The 16,286-nt window shown below is 42.5% G+C and carries 15 protein-coding genes and 2 pseudogenes; 10 read left to right on the top strand and 7 right to left on the bottom strand.

The window, feature by feature from the left end:
* Positions 1 to 19: 19 nt before the first annotated feature.
* From A37S_RS27040 to A37S_RS0106395, 4 genes are all read left to right on the top strand, one after another.
* Positions 20 to 160 (top strand): hypothetical protein, encoded by a 141-nt coding sequence (locus tag A37S_RS27040; RefSeq protein ID WP_157278466.1) that lies wholly within the window; start codon positions 20 to 22, stop codon positions 158 to 160.
* A gap of 494 nt (positions 161 to 654) precedes the next feature.
* Positions 655 to 1,248, top strand: a complete 594-nt coding sequence (locus tag A37S_RS0106410; protein WP_028296273.1) for a hypothetical protein — start codon at positions 655 to 657, stop codon at positions 1,246 to 1,248.
* 193 nt (positions 1,249 to 1,441) lie between these two features.
* Complete coding sequence (locus A37S_RS0106400) at positions 1,442 to 1,735, top strand: type II toxin-antitoxin system HigB family toxin (protein ID WP_028296272.1); 294 nt, start codon at positions 1,442 to 1,444, stop codon at positions 1,733 to 1,735.
* A gap of 9 nt (positions 1,736 to 1,744) precedes the next feature.
* Complete coding sequence (locus A37S_RS0106395) at positions 1,745 to 2,131, top strand: helix-turn-helix domain-containing protein (RefSeq protein ID WP_028296271.1); 387 nt, start codon at positions 1,745 to 1,747, stop codon at positions 2,129 to 2,131.
* A 29-nt stretch (positions 2,132 to 2,160) separates the two neighbouring features.
* On the opposite strand, the gene A37S_RS0106390 is transcribed toward A37S_RS0106395, so the two are convergent.
* Complete coding sequence (locus tag A37S_RS0106390) at positions 2,161 to 3,156, bottom strand: helix-turn-helix transcriptional regulator (RefSeq protein WP_028296270.1); 996 nt, start codon at positions 3,154 to 3,156, stop codon at positions 2,161 to 2,163.
* A 46-nt stretch (positions 3,157 to 3,202) separates the two neighbouring features.
* On the opposite strand from A37S_RS0106390, the pseudogene A37S_RS27035 reads away from it, so the two are divergent.
* Positions 3,203 to 3,340: pseudogene (locus A37S_RS27035) on the top strand ((Fe-S)-binding protein); the annotation flags it as partial.
* Positions 3,341 to 3,346: 6 nt separating this feature from the next.
* Here A37S_RS27035 and A37S_RS0106380 read toward each other — a convergent pair.
* From A37S_RS0106380 to A37S_RS0106365, 5 genes and pseudogenes are all read right to left on the bottom strand, one after another.
* Positions 3,347 to 3,871: an ankyrin repeat domain-containing protein gene (locus tag A37S_RS0106380; protein WP_028296269.1), complete on the bottom strand. Its 525-nt coding sequence runs from the start codon at positions 3,869 to 3,871 to the stop codon at positions 3,347 to 3,349.
* Positions 3,872 to 4,040: 169 nt separating this feature from the next.
* On the bottom strand, positions 4,041 to 4,334 hold the full coding sequence (locus tag A37S_RS28130) for a catalase-related domain-containing protein (protein WP_281169857.1): 294 nt from the start codon (positions 4,332 to 4,334) through the stop codon (positions 4,041 to 4,043).
* A gap of 24 nt (positions 4,335 to 4,358) precedes the next feature.
* Positions 4,359 to 5,555 (bottom strand): annotated as a pseudogene (locus A37S_RS23795) (catalase); the annotation flags it as partial.
* Between the two features lie 140 nt (positions 5,556 to 5,695).
* On the bottom strand, positions 5,696 to 6,376 hold the full coding sequence (locus A37S_RS26145) for a DUF2490 domain-containing protein (RefSeq protein WP_084163778.1): 681 nt from the start codon (positions 6,374 to 6,376) through the stop codon (positions 5,696 to 5,698).
* A gap of 11 nt (positions 6,377 to 6,387) precedes the next feature.
* Entirely contained in the window at positions 6,388 to 6,963 is a 576-nt protein-coding gene (locus tag A37S_RS0106365) for a hypothetical protein (protein WP_036601561.1), read from the bottom strand.
* Positions 6,964 to 7,056: 93 nt separating this feature from the next.
* On the opposite strand from A37S_RS0106365, the gene A37S_RS0106360 reads away from it, so the two are divergent.
* Positions 7,057 to 7,779 carry a 3-ketoacyl-ACP reductase gene (locus tag A37S_RS0106360; RefSeq protein WP_028296267.1) on the top strand — a complete coding sequence of 241 codons (723 nt, stop codon included), beginning with the start codon at positions 7,057 to 7,059 and terminating at the stop codon, positions 7,777 to 7,779.
* Between the two features lie 101 nt (positions 7,780 to 7,880).
* Here A37S_RS0106360 and A37S_RS0106355 read toward each other — a convergent pair whose 3' ends face one another.
* Entirely contained in the window at positions 7,881 to 8,768 is an 888-nt protein-coding gene (locus tag A37S_RS0106355; protein WP_036601558.1) for a lysophospholipid acyltransferase family protein, read from the bottom strand.
* Between the two features lie 353 nt (positions 8,769 to 9,121).
* On the opposite strand from A37S_RS0106355, the gene A37S_RS23785 reads away from it, so the two are divergent.
* From A37S_RS23785 to A37S_RS0106335, 4 genes are all read left to right on the top strand, one after another.
* Complete coding sequence (locus A37S_RS23785) at positions 9,122 to 9,754, top strand: RNA polymerase sigma-70 factor (protein ID WP_084163777.1); 633 nt, start codon at positions 9,122 to 9,124, stop codon at positions 9,752 to 9,754.
* Positions 9,755 to 9,811: 57 nt separating this feature from the next.
* On the top strand, positions 9,812 to 11,020 hold the full coding sequence (locus A37S_RS23780; protein WP_051292777.1) for a FecR family protein: 1,209 nt from the start codon (positions 9,812 to 9,814) through the stop codon (positions 11,018 to 11,020).
* Positions 11,021 to 11,315: 295 nt separating this feature from the next.
* On the top strand, positions 11,316 to 14,750 hold the full coding sequence (locus tag A37S_RS0106340) for a SusC/RagA family TonB-linked outer membrane protein (RefSeq protein WP_169719449.1): 3,435 nt from the start codon (positions 11,316 to 11,318) through the stop codon (positions 14,748 to 14,750).
* A gap of 32 nt (positions 14,751 to 14,782) precedes the next feature.
* Positions 14,783 to 16,273, top strand: coding sequence for a RagB/SusD family nutrient uptake outer membrane protein (locus A37S_RS0106335; protein ID WP_028296264.1), 1,491 nt, complete (start codon positions 14,783 to 14,785; stop codon positions 16,271 to 16,273).
* Positions 16,274 to 16,286 lie beyond the last annotated feature (13 nt).

Here is a 16,286-nt window from a genome sequence, read left to right as displayed (position 1 = left end):
CAAGACATCGAAATAAGCTATGAGCAAAAAAAAGACAAGTGACGATAGATTTAGAGAAAAATTTATGTCGCCCGTATCTTTCACAAAAATCACAAAAGAAGAACTGCAAAAGATACAGGCAGAAAGAGAGAAGAACAAGAGAGATAAAAAGGCGCTATGACAGGTAGTGTGGGTTGGTGGGGATTCGAGGTTCTGTAAGGGATAGCTTCCTAGCAGCAGGAATCGGGCAATGCGATGATAGTAGGGGCGGCCTTGGGCAATTGGCGTTAAGAATGCAGATGGCCCACGGTTATGTAGGTTGAATGCAGCCTTTGGCCGCTATCAAACTATATAAGTGCCAAAGGCCTAGCGTTCAACTGGTAATTGCCATCTGTATTTAGCCAAATTGGCAAAAGCCGCAAAAGCAGTTTATTCGCTTTTTGTTTGTTTTCAACGGCGCTCATGAGCTCGCCACGATCTTAATCGGGGCTTCGGTTTTTGTTTACTTTTTTTCTGCTTTGGCAACAAAAGTAAAAAGCTGGGATGGAGCGAGGGACAATTATACGCTCTCTATAGAACTACCCATACAAAACGTCATAGAACCGAAAAAAAAATTGAGATGCAAATACACTGCATTACCCTAAGGTATATTTGTTCGAACAACGAAAAACAACTATGACCTTAGAAGATTTCATCAGCGATTTTGATAAAGAAAATGCAGTGAATTTACTTGGTGGAAAGCGGAAGGTATTACCTGAAGACAAAGACTTACTTATTCGCTTGGGAAAGGTGTTGGCTACAAAAACCAAAAAAATGCGGTTTAGGAGTGGAAATGCCGATGGTGCTGATTACTATTTTTCACTAGGTGTTTCGGCTGTAGACAAGACACGATTGGAGGTTATAACGCCCTATTCCGCACATCGGAAAAAGACGAACGTGGCGTATGATACGATCTCTTTGGACGACATCAACCTTGCGAGCGAACCAGAAGTAGTCTATCAATCCAAAGGCAATAAGAAAACCGAAAAATTGGTTGACCAATATGTCTCCGGTGAGAGAGACCGCATTTCGATGAAAGCAGCATTTATTATCCGGGATACGGTTATGGTCATTGGAACGGACAATATATCCCCTGCGACTTTTGCTATTTTCTATGACGATTTGCATAAACCCAAAACAGGCGGAACAGGTTATACGATGAACGTTTGCAAACAAAACCATATTCCTTTCATTGACCAAAGAATATGGTTTGAATGGCTTAAGGACTAATGATCAAGCACTAAGAAAAGCTCACGGAAACTATGGCGACTCGTTATACCTGCTTTGTGCCTCCATTGTGGTTTTTTTGTAAATAGAAAGTGTTTTTTGCGGACGGGAGGGATTAACCGTTTGATTCTGAAAAAACGGCTTGTTGGTTATTCGCCAACTTGTCTTTATCTTTGTAAAACACATTGATGTCCATATGGATATTGTTAATGAACGGAAATTGACTGTATTTGTGAAAAAACATTCCGATGCAGGGAAAAGTGTTGCTGTATGGAAAGCAGTTACAGAACGTGCCATTTGGAGAAATAGCCAGGATGTGCTTGAAAGTTTTCCTAAAGCTAAAATTATCAAGGGGAAACGTGCTCGTTTTAAGATTGTAGGAAACAAGTACAGGTTGGTAGTAGAAGTGAACTTTGACCTTGCTTTTGTAGATGTCCGCTTTATTGGCACACATGCAGCATATGATGGTATTGATGCTCAAACAGTTTGAAATAATGTTATGGAAAAAAATGCTTGGTTTTTAATCGAATCCGAAAATGACTACCTGCAAGCTTTGGAAAGATATGAACAAATAAAATATGCAGAGAAAGGAACAGATAAGTACAAAGAGCTAAAATTGCTCGTAAAGCTCATCGCTGAATATGAGCGAAGTACGTCTGAACTGCCTGATGTAGATCCCATAGAGCTGATTAAGATCAGAATGGAGGAATTTGGATATAATCCCAAGGAACTGGCATCGGTATATGGTGACAAAGGCACTGTCAGCAAAGTACTCAATTATAAACAAGCTTTGTCGCTGAACATGATACGGAAGTTTAGTGCTTTGCTTAAAATTCCTGCCGACTTACTCATACGGGAATATCCGTTGAAAAACGTGGTAGCTTAGCGCTTGTCACGAATTATAGCGGCACTGTTTTACACGCCCTCATACCTGTTTTTCGCCTGTTTTAGTTTATCGATAAAATCTTTTTTTAACTCCGCAGGAGCAACAATACTCATAGCATCCGAATAACCTAAAATCAATGTTTTAAGTTCAGGATTATTGACAACTTCCAACTGGAAATATGCTCCCCGTTCCGTTTCTTCCAATAACTTTTGAGTGCTGTGCAACGGTTGGCTAAGCAAGTATGGAACAAAAGCTTTTTCGACAAAGAGGGTCAGTTGGACCGGAAGCTCTCCGGTATAGGTGATACCAATGGTGTTTTTGAAATAGACCTTGGGATCGAATGTAGCATTTTCTATGTAATCGTAGTGATAATCTTCCTTTAAAGAGATCATCCTATCCAAGGCATATGTTGTAATGAGTTGATGTTTATGATTTAGCCCGAGCAAATACCAACGGCTTTTGTACTCTTTCAGCAGGTAAGGGTGGACGATGTGCGTGTTGGTTTGGGAGGCATCAAACCGTTTATATGCAATGCATAAAACTTCTTTATTCTGGATGGCCTGCAATATCGGTTGAAGGTATTCTTTTCCAGTGATTTTTTCCGCCTGCTCAAAGTCGATGATGTTTTCGATTTGCAAGAACCTATCTCTTTGAGCCTTGGATTCCAGTTTGTTTGCAATCTCTTTCAACTCACTATGCAGCTCAAAACCTTTGTATTGTCCCAAAATCTTACTGGCAATGGCTATGGACTGGATATCCGCTTCGGTAAGAGAGGCATTTTTGATAGAATAACTGGGATCTTCATAACTGTACAGTCCATTTTTGCAGACAATAGGTGCATAATAGCCAAGATCGCCGCTCCGCATTTTTTGAATGTCGTTTTGAACGGAGCGCTTGGACACGTTTTTTTGCAGCGTCTCAGAGCAGGCTTCCATCAAATCTCGCAGCGTCCATTTTCTATACCTATTTTGCAGGCATTTATCAATGGTATGGAAACGAAGTAGAACATCTAAATTGACAGGCATACGCAAATATAGAATTTATGAGTAGATAATATTGAACCTATTATCTACCAACCCACAAGTGGTAGCAGCGTCATGCCCCTTTTGCATGACCATGCTACAAGATGGCGTGAAAGGCCAAAACAAGGAGCAGGAAGTGAAAGTACTGGATATTGCCGAGATTACGGCCAGGGCCAATGGGCTTTAGATACCGCTATCGGCTATCGGTAAGCATTTGCAAAATGGTTTCATTTTCCTGTATCTGAGCGTGGTCCAGGACCGTTTTGCCAAAGCGATCTTTTAAGCTAACATCCGCGCCATTGTCCAACAGTGCACTTACCACCCCCTCTTGCCCAAATGTCACGGCAAAAAAAAGTGCCGTTGCATCATTGGCATTGCGAAGATTTACTTCGGCACCATGCGCAAGCAACAGATCGGCGACATCCCTATATCCCTTGAAAGCTGCTCCCATCAAGGCCGTGTTGCCACTTCTGTCCTGGCTGTTGGAATTGGCCCCAGCCTTAAGCAAAAGCGTAGCCACTGTCAAATTGCCATTATAGCAGGCCAATATTAATGGCGTATAGCCCTTATCGTCCAGCGTATCCAAAGAGTGTCCTCGTGCGATATAATGCTGAACGCTGACACTATCGTTCGTTCTCGCTGCTTCAAAAACAGTGGCTTCCTGTGCAGATGCCCGACCAAACCACAGCAGGGCGACGATCCAGAGTATATTTTTCATGTATTTCTTTTTACAATTAATTAAGATATACTGACAGAATAACTTCCCGCTCTTCTTCCGAAAACTTTACCAAAGTTGCGTACAAGGCCATAGCGCAGGCAAACTTTGGTAAAGTTCTTAAGTTTCGAATCAGGGAAGTTATTTTGTCAAGATTAAAGGAATATCAGTGCTATAGCAATTTTTCCAAGTCTTCACGGCTCAAGTTCAATTCCTTTGCCAGACGCATGCCATACTCCCTATCTGCCTGATAGAAATGGGATATCATCTTAGCTACAATGACGGGATTTTTCACGCCCATTAAGGCTCCCGAAAGGTTCTTGATCAGGTTGTCTTTGTCCTTTTGGGAGAAAGAGCGATACAGATCGCCTGCCTGGGCAAAGTCATTGGGTTTGGAAATCTTTGCCTGAACGGCTTTGACATCCTTAAATGCAGATGTTGAGTATTTGAACTTCGCATTGTCCACTACTTCTGGCTTATTTGTAGAGGGCTGATAGTTCACGTCACCAGTTTGTTTACGGATAGACATGGCACCGTCTTGGTTGTAAGTAGTTGTCTGTACCTTTGGCGCATTGATAGGCAATTGTTGGAAATTCCCCCCTATCCTATGTCTTTGTGTGTCAAAGTAGGAAAACAAACGACCTTGCAACAGCTTATCTTCGGATGGCTCTATACCAGACACCAAAGTACCAGGCGAGAAGGCCGACTGCTCGACTTCCTGAAAGTAGTTATCGGCATTCTTGTTCAAGGTCATCGTGCCCACCAATACGGGCTTTGCTATAGCTTCCGGCCATATCTTAGTAGGATCCAAAGGATTAAAATCCAAATGATCGAAATCCTCCTTTTTCAGCATTTGCACGTATAGATCCCATTGCGGATAGTTACCATCTTGGATAGCATTATATAAATCCAAGGTAGCATGCTCAATCTTTTTGGACTGAATCTCGTCGGCTTCTTCCTGAGTGAGGTTGCGTTCACCTTGTTTGGTAGACCAGTTGTACTTTACATAAGTCACTTCTCCCTTTTCATTTACCCATTTGAAAGCATGTACACCATTGCCATCCATTTCACGGTAACTGGCAGGAATGCCGTAGTCAGAGAACAGCCAAGTAAGCATGTGCGTAGATTCAGGCAAATTGGAGAAAAAGTCGAACACCCGATTCGGGTCTGATACATCATTAGTAACCGGCGACATCTTGAAGGCATGCACCATATCTGGAAATTTAATGGCATCCCGGATAAAGAATACAGGTAGGTTATTTCCCACCAAATCATAATTTCCTTCCTCCGTATAGAATTTGGTTGCAAATCCACGTGGGTCGCGATACGTTTCCGGAGAGCCAGATGGATGCACCACCGTTGAAAAACGAACGAACAAAGGCGTTTTTTTTCCCGCCTGGCTCAAAAATTTGGCTTTCGTTACATCTGTAAAATCGGCGGCAGCCACAAACTCTCCATATGCACCAGCGCCCCTAGCATGTACCACGCGCTACGGAATGCGCTCCCTATCAAACGATGCTAGTTTTTCTATCAAGTGAATGTCTTCCAACAACACTTGTCCGTCTTGACCAATCGTCTTGGAGTTTTGGTTATCCCCTACCAGCGCCCCAGTATTGGTAGTTAAATTTTGCGCCTCGGAAAATACAGGTAAAAGTGCGGCAGCAATAACAAATAGTTCTTTTCTCATATTGTTCAGTTTTTATTTCGCCAACAAAAATGTCATTACAACACCGTTCCATCAAATCGTTATTCTCTATGCCACTATAGAAAATAACGATTATCCTGGCAAAAGACTATTGATCAAAATTATACAGAGAGAAAAAGAAGCTAAAAACTATAATACCATCCCAATGCCAGCCAGCACTGGTGTTCGGTATCGGGAGAAATAATCTGCTCGGCGCGGTAGTCCAAACCCGTTTCCAATTTCATATCGTCAGAAAAGTTATAGCCCAAAGAAGCCAAAGCCCTTATCTCTATATCGGAATTGTTCGATTCAAAGGTGGGCAAGCATTCGTTGTTGATCTTCAAATAAAATTCCTTGGGATCTATTTCCAAACCCTGAAGGGCTTTTTCCAAGCTCCAGCGATAACGGAAACGAAAACGAAAGGAACCATCTTCCCAAGTTTGATCGGTACGAAAGCGATGGGCCAATCTGGCACCTCGAAGACGTTGCACGATGGCAAATTGCTGAATGGCGCGGTGTACGGCCTTGTCATGCCCTACCAATCTAAAAAGATATCCCGCCCCCACGCTGGACACCGGTCCAAGTGATCTGTTGAATATCATTTCCATATCCGTCCGCTCATATTGAAAGCCATTGCCTTGAGATATTCCTTTTGGACCGTCGGAAATAAAATGCCTGCTTTCCAGTTTCGTGTTCAGCTCATAGTCTTGCCCCATGCGAAATTTGGTATTGACACTACCCATCACACCTAGTTGGTAGCGATCTTGAGTCAATGCCATCTGGAAAAAACACACGAGCGAAAGTGCAATATATATCCCCCTCATAAAAGTCTAAGCTAAAAAATAAGATGATTAACGCCGCGGTCTATAATTTTTGCTTTCTTCAGCATCACTCCCTCTTCATTAAACAGCAGTTCATACAAATTCGTTCTTCCATCCTTTTTCCCTTTTACCACTATTTCATAGCGCTGTTCATATCCATCGTCTGCCTTGCCTTTCTGGATTAGCTGGCTAACAATTGCTTCACTGCCACTCCATTGGCGCTGCACCTTATCTATTTTGTAGGAAGAAAAGAGGTCTCCCATTTCCTCTTCCATCTCCTCCCGCACATCGGCATCTATTTCCTTGTATTTGATTTCTATTTCCACATCCTGAAGGTGCCCAGATGTATCAAATTCCACACTGTGCCACAACCCTTTCCATCTCAGTTTGGCCTCTATGCTATATCCCTGCAGATTCTCCTCGCGGTACCACCTCACGCCTTTTCCAGCATAGTTTTCTTCTATAAATTTCAGCGCCTTTTCTGGAACCTCCCGCTTCGAAATGCCATATTCTCGTTCCACCTTTTCTTGTGCAAACAAGCATTGACCTATTCCCAATAAGATCATCAATAGGCATTTGTTCAATTTCATTTGGAGATTTTTATGTTTTAGACATCTAATGTCGGTAATTGTTTTGTTTTTATTATTTTCGGCCACTCGATAATTTAGTAAAAGACAGAACTCATGGAAAATCTAAAAGGAAAGAAAGCTTTGGTAACAGGTGGAAGCCGTGGATTAGGTCAGGCAACTGCCTTAGCCTTAGCCGCTGAAGGAGTAGACATTGCCATAACCGGGCGCAATGAAGACAGCTTGAAAGCTACCGTAAAGGAAATAACAGCCCTAGGCGTGAAGGCTAGCTATACCATCTTTGATGTAACGGACAAAAGTTCGGTCAATGACGCATTGAGCAAACTGATAGCCGCATTTGGTCCTTTCGATATTTTGATAAATAATGCCGGTACTGCCGCATTCGGCTCTATTTTGGACATGGAGGCCGATGCATGGGAAGACATTATCCAAACCAACCTGTTGGGGCCCTACTATGTCGCGAAGGCGATATTGCCAAGTATGGTAGCACAAGGGAAAGGCGGTGATGTGATCAATATATCCTCTACAGCTGGCCTGAGAGGCAGTGCCAATACCTCGGCCTACAGTGCTTCTAAAGCTGGACTAATCGCGCTCTCTGAATCAATGATGCAGGAAATGCGCAAGAAGGACATCCGCGTGTGTACTTTGACGCCAAGTACCATCGCTACCGACATGACGCTGAAAGTACTGAAAATCACCGACGGAAACCCAGAAAAGGTACTGCAACCAGAAGATTTTGCCCAGCTAATCGTCGATGTGCTGAAGTTCAACAAGCGGGCCATGCTGACCAGTGCCGCTATTTTTTCTACGAATCCCTAATATTTAGGCTAGGATAATTTTACTAGCTGCTTTCAAACCCGCATTCCAAAAGACCGCATAATCTTGCGGAATGCGGGTTTAACATATCCCAAAGCGCCTTATTAGCACTTCCATCGTTTGTGCGACCACAGCCAATAGACCGGGTTTTCGCGAATCGTTTGCTGAAGTCTATTACTGAATTGCCGTGTTATCTCCCCCTTGTCGCAAGCAACGGCGTCTTCCGTAATGAGCGAAAAGCGCACCCGCCAGTTATTTGCCTCTTTCTTTTTCAGCTCCACATAAAGCACGACGGCATTGGTTGCCCTTGACAGCTTCTCGGGACCATCAAACATGGTAGTACGCTGGTGCAGGAAATCTACCTGACAGCCGCTACCTTGACCGGGAAACTGATCGGCAATGAATAAGCTAAGCTGTGCTTCACCCTTGTGCCTGAGCAAATACCGCAATGCACTTTGCGCAGGGATAAGATTTGCACCAAAACGCGTTCTAACCCACCTCATCATTCTATCCATCATTTTATTGCTCAATGGCTTGTACAACACATTTACTTGGAACGGGAATAGGGTGGGCAAGGCATTCAGACTTTCCCAGTTGCCATAGTGCCCTAGCAAAGCAACCATATGCCTGTTTTGCTTATGGTAATGGAGCAACAGTTCGGGGTTTTCAATCTGCACCAAGTCCAGCATACGTTTTCGGCTTATGGAAAAGGATTTGATCATCTCCACAGCCAAGCAGGCAAAATGTGCGTAAAATCCCTTCGCCAAACGGCGGATTTCCGCATAAGGCTTGTCTGGCAATGAACGCGAAAGATTTTGTACCACCACGCTGTAGCGATACCTAAAGAGCCTGTAGGCAAGGAAATAACAGGATTTGCCCACCGTTGCATGCAGCAGCCCATAGGGCATCAGACTTAGCAGATAGATAGGCGCAAAACCCAATAGGTAAACACAATTGCCAACATAGCGTTTGGCCCTTTCCTTATACTGCATCGCAAATATGATTGATTTCCTTCATTTATACTATTCTCCCTTAATCATGATGAGATATGACGTTTTAGCATGCCATAACCCTTATACGAGAAAGCATTAAAAATCCGGAACAAACCAATCAATAGAGTCCCATAAGGTACAAATTATATTTGGGATGCTAAGGGCTGAAGCGTATTTGTTTTTAAATAAGTGGTCGTGACCTAGAGAATCTTAAGCAGTGGTTATTCCCACGCTAAAATCAACTCATTTACGGTGTCTGTCTACTCAATTGGAAATACGTATTGTGCGTCTAAAATCTAAACACGGTCTCATTTATTATATTATTTTCTCTTAACTTTGTTTTTAAAGCAAACATGCCTCCGTTCAAGTACACAAATGATTACGAGTTAATATTACTTCTTAAAAAAGGAGATGAAGACGCCTTTTCCTATATTTACAATCAATACTGGCCCAGTCTATATATATATGCGCAAAAAATCATAAAAGATGGTCTTGAGGCCGAGGACATTGTACAAGAAGTGTTGCTTTCTATATGGAGCAAAGGAGCTTCTCTACAAATTAACGGTTCCTTGTCTTCCTACCTGTTTGGAGCCATTCGTTTTGCTTCCTTTAACCAAATTGACAAAAAGCAAGTAAGGCAGGACTATATAGATTCCATATTGGACTTTGCTAATTCTGGAATCAATTTTACGGACGACTATATATTAGAAAAAGAACTTAACCGTATTGTCGAAAGTACAATAGAAAATATGCCTCCTAGAATGAGAGAAGTTTTCGAGTTAAGCAGAAAGCACAAACTGTCACTAAAAGAAATAGCCGAGACAATGAATATTTCTGACAAAACAGCAAAAAAACAGATAAACAAAGCCCTTAAATTAATAAAAACCAAACTAGACCATTCTTTTTTACTCCCATTATCAACAATACCCGTCATCCTAACATCCCATTTTCATTTTTTTTCGTTATTTTTTTCATTTTTTATATAATTCCACGTACTACCTTGGCTATTTTCAACCTACTTTAGGCAGATAGTCAATAGACAAATGAAAAAATTCGCTCGAGAGGATATAGAACGTATTTGGAAAAGCTACTTAGCCGGAACTTGCTCCATTGAAGAAAGAAAGCTAGTAGAAAGTTGGCATCTACAGATGTTAAACGAAGAAAACTATCAACCTTCCGAAGAAGAATTGACACACGCCATTCATCGCTTCTCAACTGTTTTAAATAAAGGTGCAATTTCAGATAGACAAAAGAAAAAAAGGAAATTGCTTGTAATGACCGGCGTAGCTGCATGCTTGCTATCACTCATAGGTATTTCATTTTTCTTCAAGTTTATCCCTGAAAACAACGAAGCTCTATCGTCTACCACTATTAGCGACGGCCTTGACATTAGCCAAATGGACAAAACCATTGTTCCGGGAAGAGAACAGGCTATATTAAAAAGCTCAAATGGATCCATCATTGAATTAGATATCCTACAATCCGGAAAAATCGAAAAAGTAACCAATCAAATACATGTTGTCAAGAGCGAAGAAGGCTTTGTGAGTTATGAAACCGCATCATCCCCTGCTCAAGGTTCCGCTTTCCATTATAATGAAATCGTTACTCCCGTAGGTGGTCAATTTCAAATTGTATTGCCTGATGGCACCAAGATATGGCTCAATGCCTCAACCACCATGCGCATTCCGTCCAATTTTTCATCCCAATCCCGCATGGTAGAGTTGACTGGAGAAGCTTATTTTGAAGTAAAAAAAGATCCTTCACATCCTTTTTTAGTTAAAACTACCAATCAGACTATAGAGGTTTATGGCACAAATTTCAATATCTATGCCTATGCAGATGAGCCTAACAGCAGGACCACTTTGCTTGAGGGCACGGTAAAGGTCACTAAAACCAAAGGCCAGTATAATGGAGAGCAAAAAATACTGAAACCTGGGCAAGTAGCCGTTGTCAAAAATGATTTTTCGGAACATATATCCATACATAGAGACGATAGCCAAAATGCCATATCATGGAAAAAGGGCTATTTCAATTTTGAAAACACGTCTTTACGTAATCTCATGAGGCAATTGGAAAGATGGTATAACATCAAAACCGTTTTTGAAGGATCAATAATGGAACATGCATATGTAGGACAGATTGAAAGAAAATCAGACCTGATAGAAGTATTGAAAATATTGGAACTAAGTGGTCTCAAAATAAACGTAGTGGATAGAACGGTTTACGTCAAAGAATCAATGCCAATGGATTAAATAAAAATATGAAACACATAAAAAAGGAGAAAATATGAAAAACTAAAACCTCTCTATCTCACGTCATAAAAAAGCCGTTCCGGATGGCGCCCGGAACAGCCTTAAATTTGATGTGTAGATTAAGCACGTCCCTATCAGAAAGCGACGAATATTTAATAGGATTTTCAACAACATCAAACCAAACAAAAGTATGAATTTTAATCTAGGTAAAAAAAGTACCCCTAGAACAGGGAATCTTTTGCTTTACCCCACCCCAAACAAATGGGCTACATGTTCTATAGCAAAAAAAATCATCATGAGGTTAAACTTGGCAGTTATTATCGTCCTCATGCTTTGTATGCAAGTGAATGCTAAAAGTTACTCGCAAGTTGTTTCCATATCGGCAGAGAACACTTCACTTTCTAAAATCTTGGAGAGCATTTCAGAGCAAAGCGGCTATCGTTTTTTTTATGACAGCAAACTTCTTTCTTCCATAGGAAACATAAACATCCACGTGAAAGAAAAAACCGTTGTAGAGGTTTTGGATGAACTATTAAAAGATAAGGCTCTTAGCTACGCCATCGAAGACAACACGATAGTGGTTAGCAAGAAGAACCGTACAGTCAAGTTGTTGCAGCAACCCATTAAAGGCCGCATCTTAGACAGCAGAAATCAGCCGATTGCCAATGCCAATGTATCCATCAAGGGCACAACATTGCGTACACAAAGCGACAATAACGGTGACTTTTCATTCAATAACATTCCGGAAAACGCTATTTTGATTGTCAGTTTTTTGGGCTTTGAAACCAAAGAGGTCCCTGTAGTGGGCCAAAGTGTATTCACCATCCAATTGAACGACAAGGAAAATGCCCTGGACGAGGTTGTGGTAGTGGCATATGGAACGGTGAATAAAGCGCTAGCCGTAGGATCGTCTGCTCAGGTGAAAGCTGCTGACATAGAAAAACGACCAATAACCAACTTAATGAATGCACTAGTTGGTTCGGCACCAGGTGTTCAGTCCAGTATTGCCGGCGGGGCGCCAGGAGACGGTGCCTCGGTACGTATCAGGGGCACTGGCTCCATTAATGGCAGCAATTCAGCATTAACTGTGGTGGATGGTATTGTATTTGACGGAAACATTGCCAGTATTAACCCAGATGACATCGAATCGATTTCGGTATTGAAAGATGCCTCTACCACGGCGATGTATGGGTCAAGAGGAGGAAATGGTGTATTAATGATTACGACGAAAAAAGGACAGGCGGGCACCAATACCTTGCGTGCTCAGGCATCTTATGGATGGGTGAGCAGAGGCCTACCCGAGTACGAACGCGTAGACGCCTATCAGTACTACCCACTAATGTGGGAAGCATATCGCAACACGATGCATTATGGCAGTCAGCAAATCCCGCTGGATATCGCGAGTGGTATTGCCGCGGGCACTATCACAGAGTATAACGGTACCGCTTACAACAGCTCTATCAGGAACATGTTAGGCTACAACCCTTTTAATGTGGCCAACAATGAAATTGTAGGCGCAGATGGATTATTAAATCCAAATGCACAGCTGCTGTATCCCGATGATCTAGACTGGGCTGACCAGGCGACGCAAGGAGGTAAAAGTAGACAGAATTACAATATAAGCTATGGTGGGGGCTCCGGAAAATCCAACTACTTCGGATCAGTAGGGTACACCAATGAAAAGGGCTATCTGATAAACTCCGATTTAAAGCGGTATACCGGCCGTCTGAACGTAGACACGCAACCGGTTAACTTCTTTAAAACTGGCATAAATTTAGCAGGAACTTACTCTACTTCGAGTTTCGACAACTCCGGCGGCTCTTCATTTATAAATCCTTTTTATATTTCCCGTTTTATGGGGCCAATTTACCCGGTTCACCAACATGACGCAACGGGTGCCATCGTGCTAGATGCAAACGGAAATCCCCAATATGATTTTGGTGATGGACGACCTTTTGCGCCTGGGAGACATACGATTTTTGAGAACTTAAACGACACGCAAGGTAGAGGAATAGGACAATTAAATGCCCGCACTTACGGAACAGCTTATATTTTGCCCGGTTTGACGGCAACAGTCCAACTAGGTTTGGATTTGTATGATCGGCATGACAGGACTTTTGACAATCCCACTATCGGTGATGGTGCGCCTACCGGAAGAGCATATTCCAACTTCTATCGTACTACAAGTTTTACGGCAAATCAAATACTAGAGTACACGAAAAACTTCAATAAGCACAACTTCAATGTATTGGCAGGCCATGAAAACTACAGCTACAAGTATAACAGTTTCACTGGCAGCCGTAGCGGCCAAATAGTTGGGGGGAATAGCGAACTGGTGAACTTCGCTACCGTGTTAGGTGTTAGTTCCTTCGAGGATAACGTACGTGTAGAAGGCTATCTTTCTAGAATAAATTACGATTATGACGGAAAGTATGTACTCAGCGCCAGTTTGCGGCGAGATGGCAACTCGAAGTTTTCACCTAATGTTCGTTGGGCAAATTTCTGGTCCGTGGGCGGTGCTTACAACATCGACAAGGAAAGTTTCCTCAACTTATCTTGGATAGATCAATTGAAATTACGAGCGGCGTATGGTACAGTAGGTAACGATGGCGGAAGTACGCTCGGATACTATCCTAATCAAGCACTCTATTTGTTAGGAAGAAACAACCAAGGGGAAGCTGGATTTACACAAAATGCGTTGGCTAACGATGAACTTACTTGGGAAACGGCCAAGAACTTCGATGTGGGAATTGACTTTAGTTTATTCAAGGGGCGTTTAAGTGGCTCTGCAGAATACTTTAACCGTACGACCGATGGCTTGATTTTCAACGTGCCGATAGCGTTTGCGAACGGAGCAACTGCCACTGGAAGCCCTTACTATTTCAACGTCCCTACCAATATTGGCAGCCTGTACAACAGAGGTGTTGAATTATCTCTCACAGGAAATATTGTACGATCTAGCGATTTCAATTATTCCGCCACTTTAAATTTGACCACATACACCAATAAAATCACAAAAATGCCCGTTGGGCAAGAACTAATACAAAGTGGAAACAAAGCCTATAGCGTAGGTCATTCTCTTTATGATTTCTATATGCGGGAATTTTACGGAGTAGATCCACAAACAGGGGAAGCTTTGTATCTAACAAACGATGCTTCATTGACGAATGCACGTATTATCGGTCAGGATACGGTGACCACATCATATACAGAAGCAAATCTCCGTTACGTGGGAGAAAATTCCATTCCTGACTTATTTGGTTCTATGAATCACAATTTCAGTTACAAAAACTTCTCCCTTGGCGTACAGTTCACATTTGTGTTAGGAGGAAAAGTGTACGATAGCGGGTATGCAGGACTGATGCACGGTGGTACCTACGGCACAGCATTGAGCGTAGACGCACTGAATCGCTGGCAGAACCCAGGTGATGTTACAGACGTGCCTCGTCTGGACAATGGAAGGATTACAGATTTCACAAGTGCAAGCACCAGGTTCTTAACCAGTGCTTCGTACCTGCAGTTGAATATGGTCTCTTTAAGCTATCGCCTACCTAAACTCTGGCTTGGGAGAATCAAGGCACAAAACGCTAGTATATTCTTCAACGCCGAAAATTTGGCCTCATTTACCAAGCGCAAAGGGATGAATTCCATGGGGTCATTTGATGGCTCTGTAGGAAATAATTACAATTTTAACCGTATTGTTTCTTTAGGTTTAAATGTAAACTTCTAAATGATAATTGAAAAACTTAACGCATATTCTAGATGAAAAAGATATTTTTTAAAGTAAAGGTAATATGTCTTGGTGTGATAGCCTTCGCATTAGGCGCTTGCAGCAAGGATTACCTCGATGCTGTACCTACCAATCAGGTATCTACCGCCGATGCATTTAGTACAACCGAAAATGCATGGTCAGCCTTAAACGGGATCCATCGATTGATGTATTCCCAAATTTTTGGGCGACAATCGCAAGGTGGCCAAAGTGGCAATATGCTATATATGGATATTGTGGGAGAAGACGAAGTTGCCAATAGTATTTCCAATTCTTGGCTAACCAGGGAATACCAATGGACTGGACATACCGATGCAACTCGATATAGCAACACCTATAATTACGGTTTTTATTACATGATCATTTCCAATGCCAATATGATCATCGCGAATGTTGATGCCGCTACCGGACCAGAAGCAGACAAAAGAATCATTAAAGGACAGGCGTTGGCCTACCGGGCTTGGTCCTATTTCCAGATGGTGCAATTATTTGGAAAGCGATATGAGGCTGGCGGGGACAACAGTAATTTGGGAGTTCCCCTGGTGTTAGAGCCCTCTACAGAACCACATCCGCGCAATACCGTGGCAGAAGTATATAGCCAGATCAATACGGATTTGGACGCAGCCGTCGCGGCATTAGACGGATATAATCGCGCCAATAAATCGCATCTCGATGCCCGCATTGCCAAAGGGATAAAAGCACGCGTTGCTTTAGTACAAGAAAATTGGGCATCCGCAGCTCAATACGCCAGAGAGGCAAGAACTGGCTTTTCCTTGATGAGCCAAGATGACGTATTGGGCGGATTCAATAATTATGATAATTCCGAATGGATGTGGGCTTCGCGGATACAGTCCGACCAAACCAATTATTTCTACTCTTTCTTTGCCTATATGTCCTGTAATTACAATTCCACTGCCATTCGGGTAAATCCAAAGTCTATTTTCACTAGTTTATATGACCAGATAAGCGACTCTGACGTCCGCAAGGGACTATGGGATCCTACTGGAGAGAACGTAGAAGAGTTTCCGATACCAGATAATGGCTTACGGGCAAAATATGGTAGCAGAAAGTTTAGGGTGGCAGATGAGGCTTTGAGTATTGGAGATGTACCTTATATGCGTGCCTCCGAAATGTACCTTATTGAAGCAGAAGCTTTAGCTAGGAGTGGAGACAACGTAGGAGCAGCAAGTATCTTGAATGAATTTGCCGTGGCGAGGGACTTAGAGTACGAAGGAACCAGCAATACCGGTCAGGCTCTAACGGAAGAGATATGGATTCAGCGGCGAGTTGAATTTTGGGGCGAAGGATTCCGCTTTTACGATTTGAAGCGCAACAACTTACCTCTTGACCGTACCGGAGGCAACCATAATCCCTCTTATGCACAAGTGTTATCTGTACCAGCAGGCGATTCCCGTTGGCAATTTCAGATTCCGCAGGATGAAATCAACAATACCAATGGTATTGTAACACAAAATCCTCAATAGGAGGACTTCATTT

Origin of the sequence: Olivibacter sitiensis DSM 17696 (assembly GCF_000427965.1) — a bacterium.
In the GTDB taxonomy this organism is placed as follows: Bacteria; Bacteroidota; Bacteroidia; order Sphingobacteriales; family Sphingobacteriaceae; genus Olivibacter; species Olivibacter sitiensis.
Note: the sequence above shows the minus strand (reverse complement) of the source record. Positions and strands in the feature narration are given on the sequence as shown.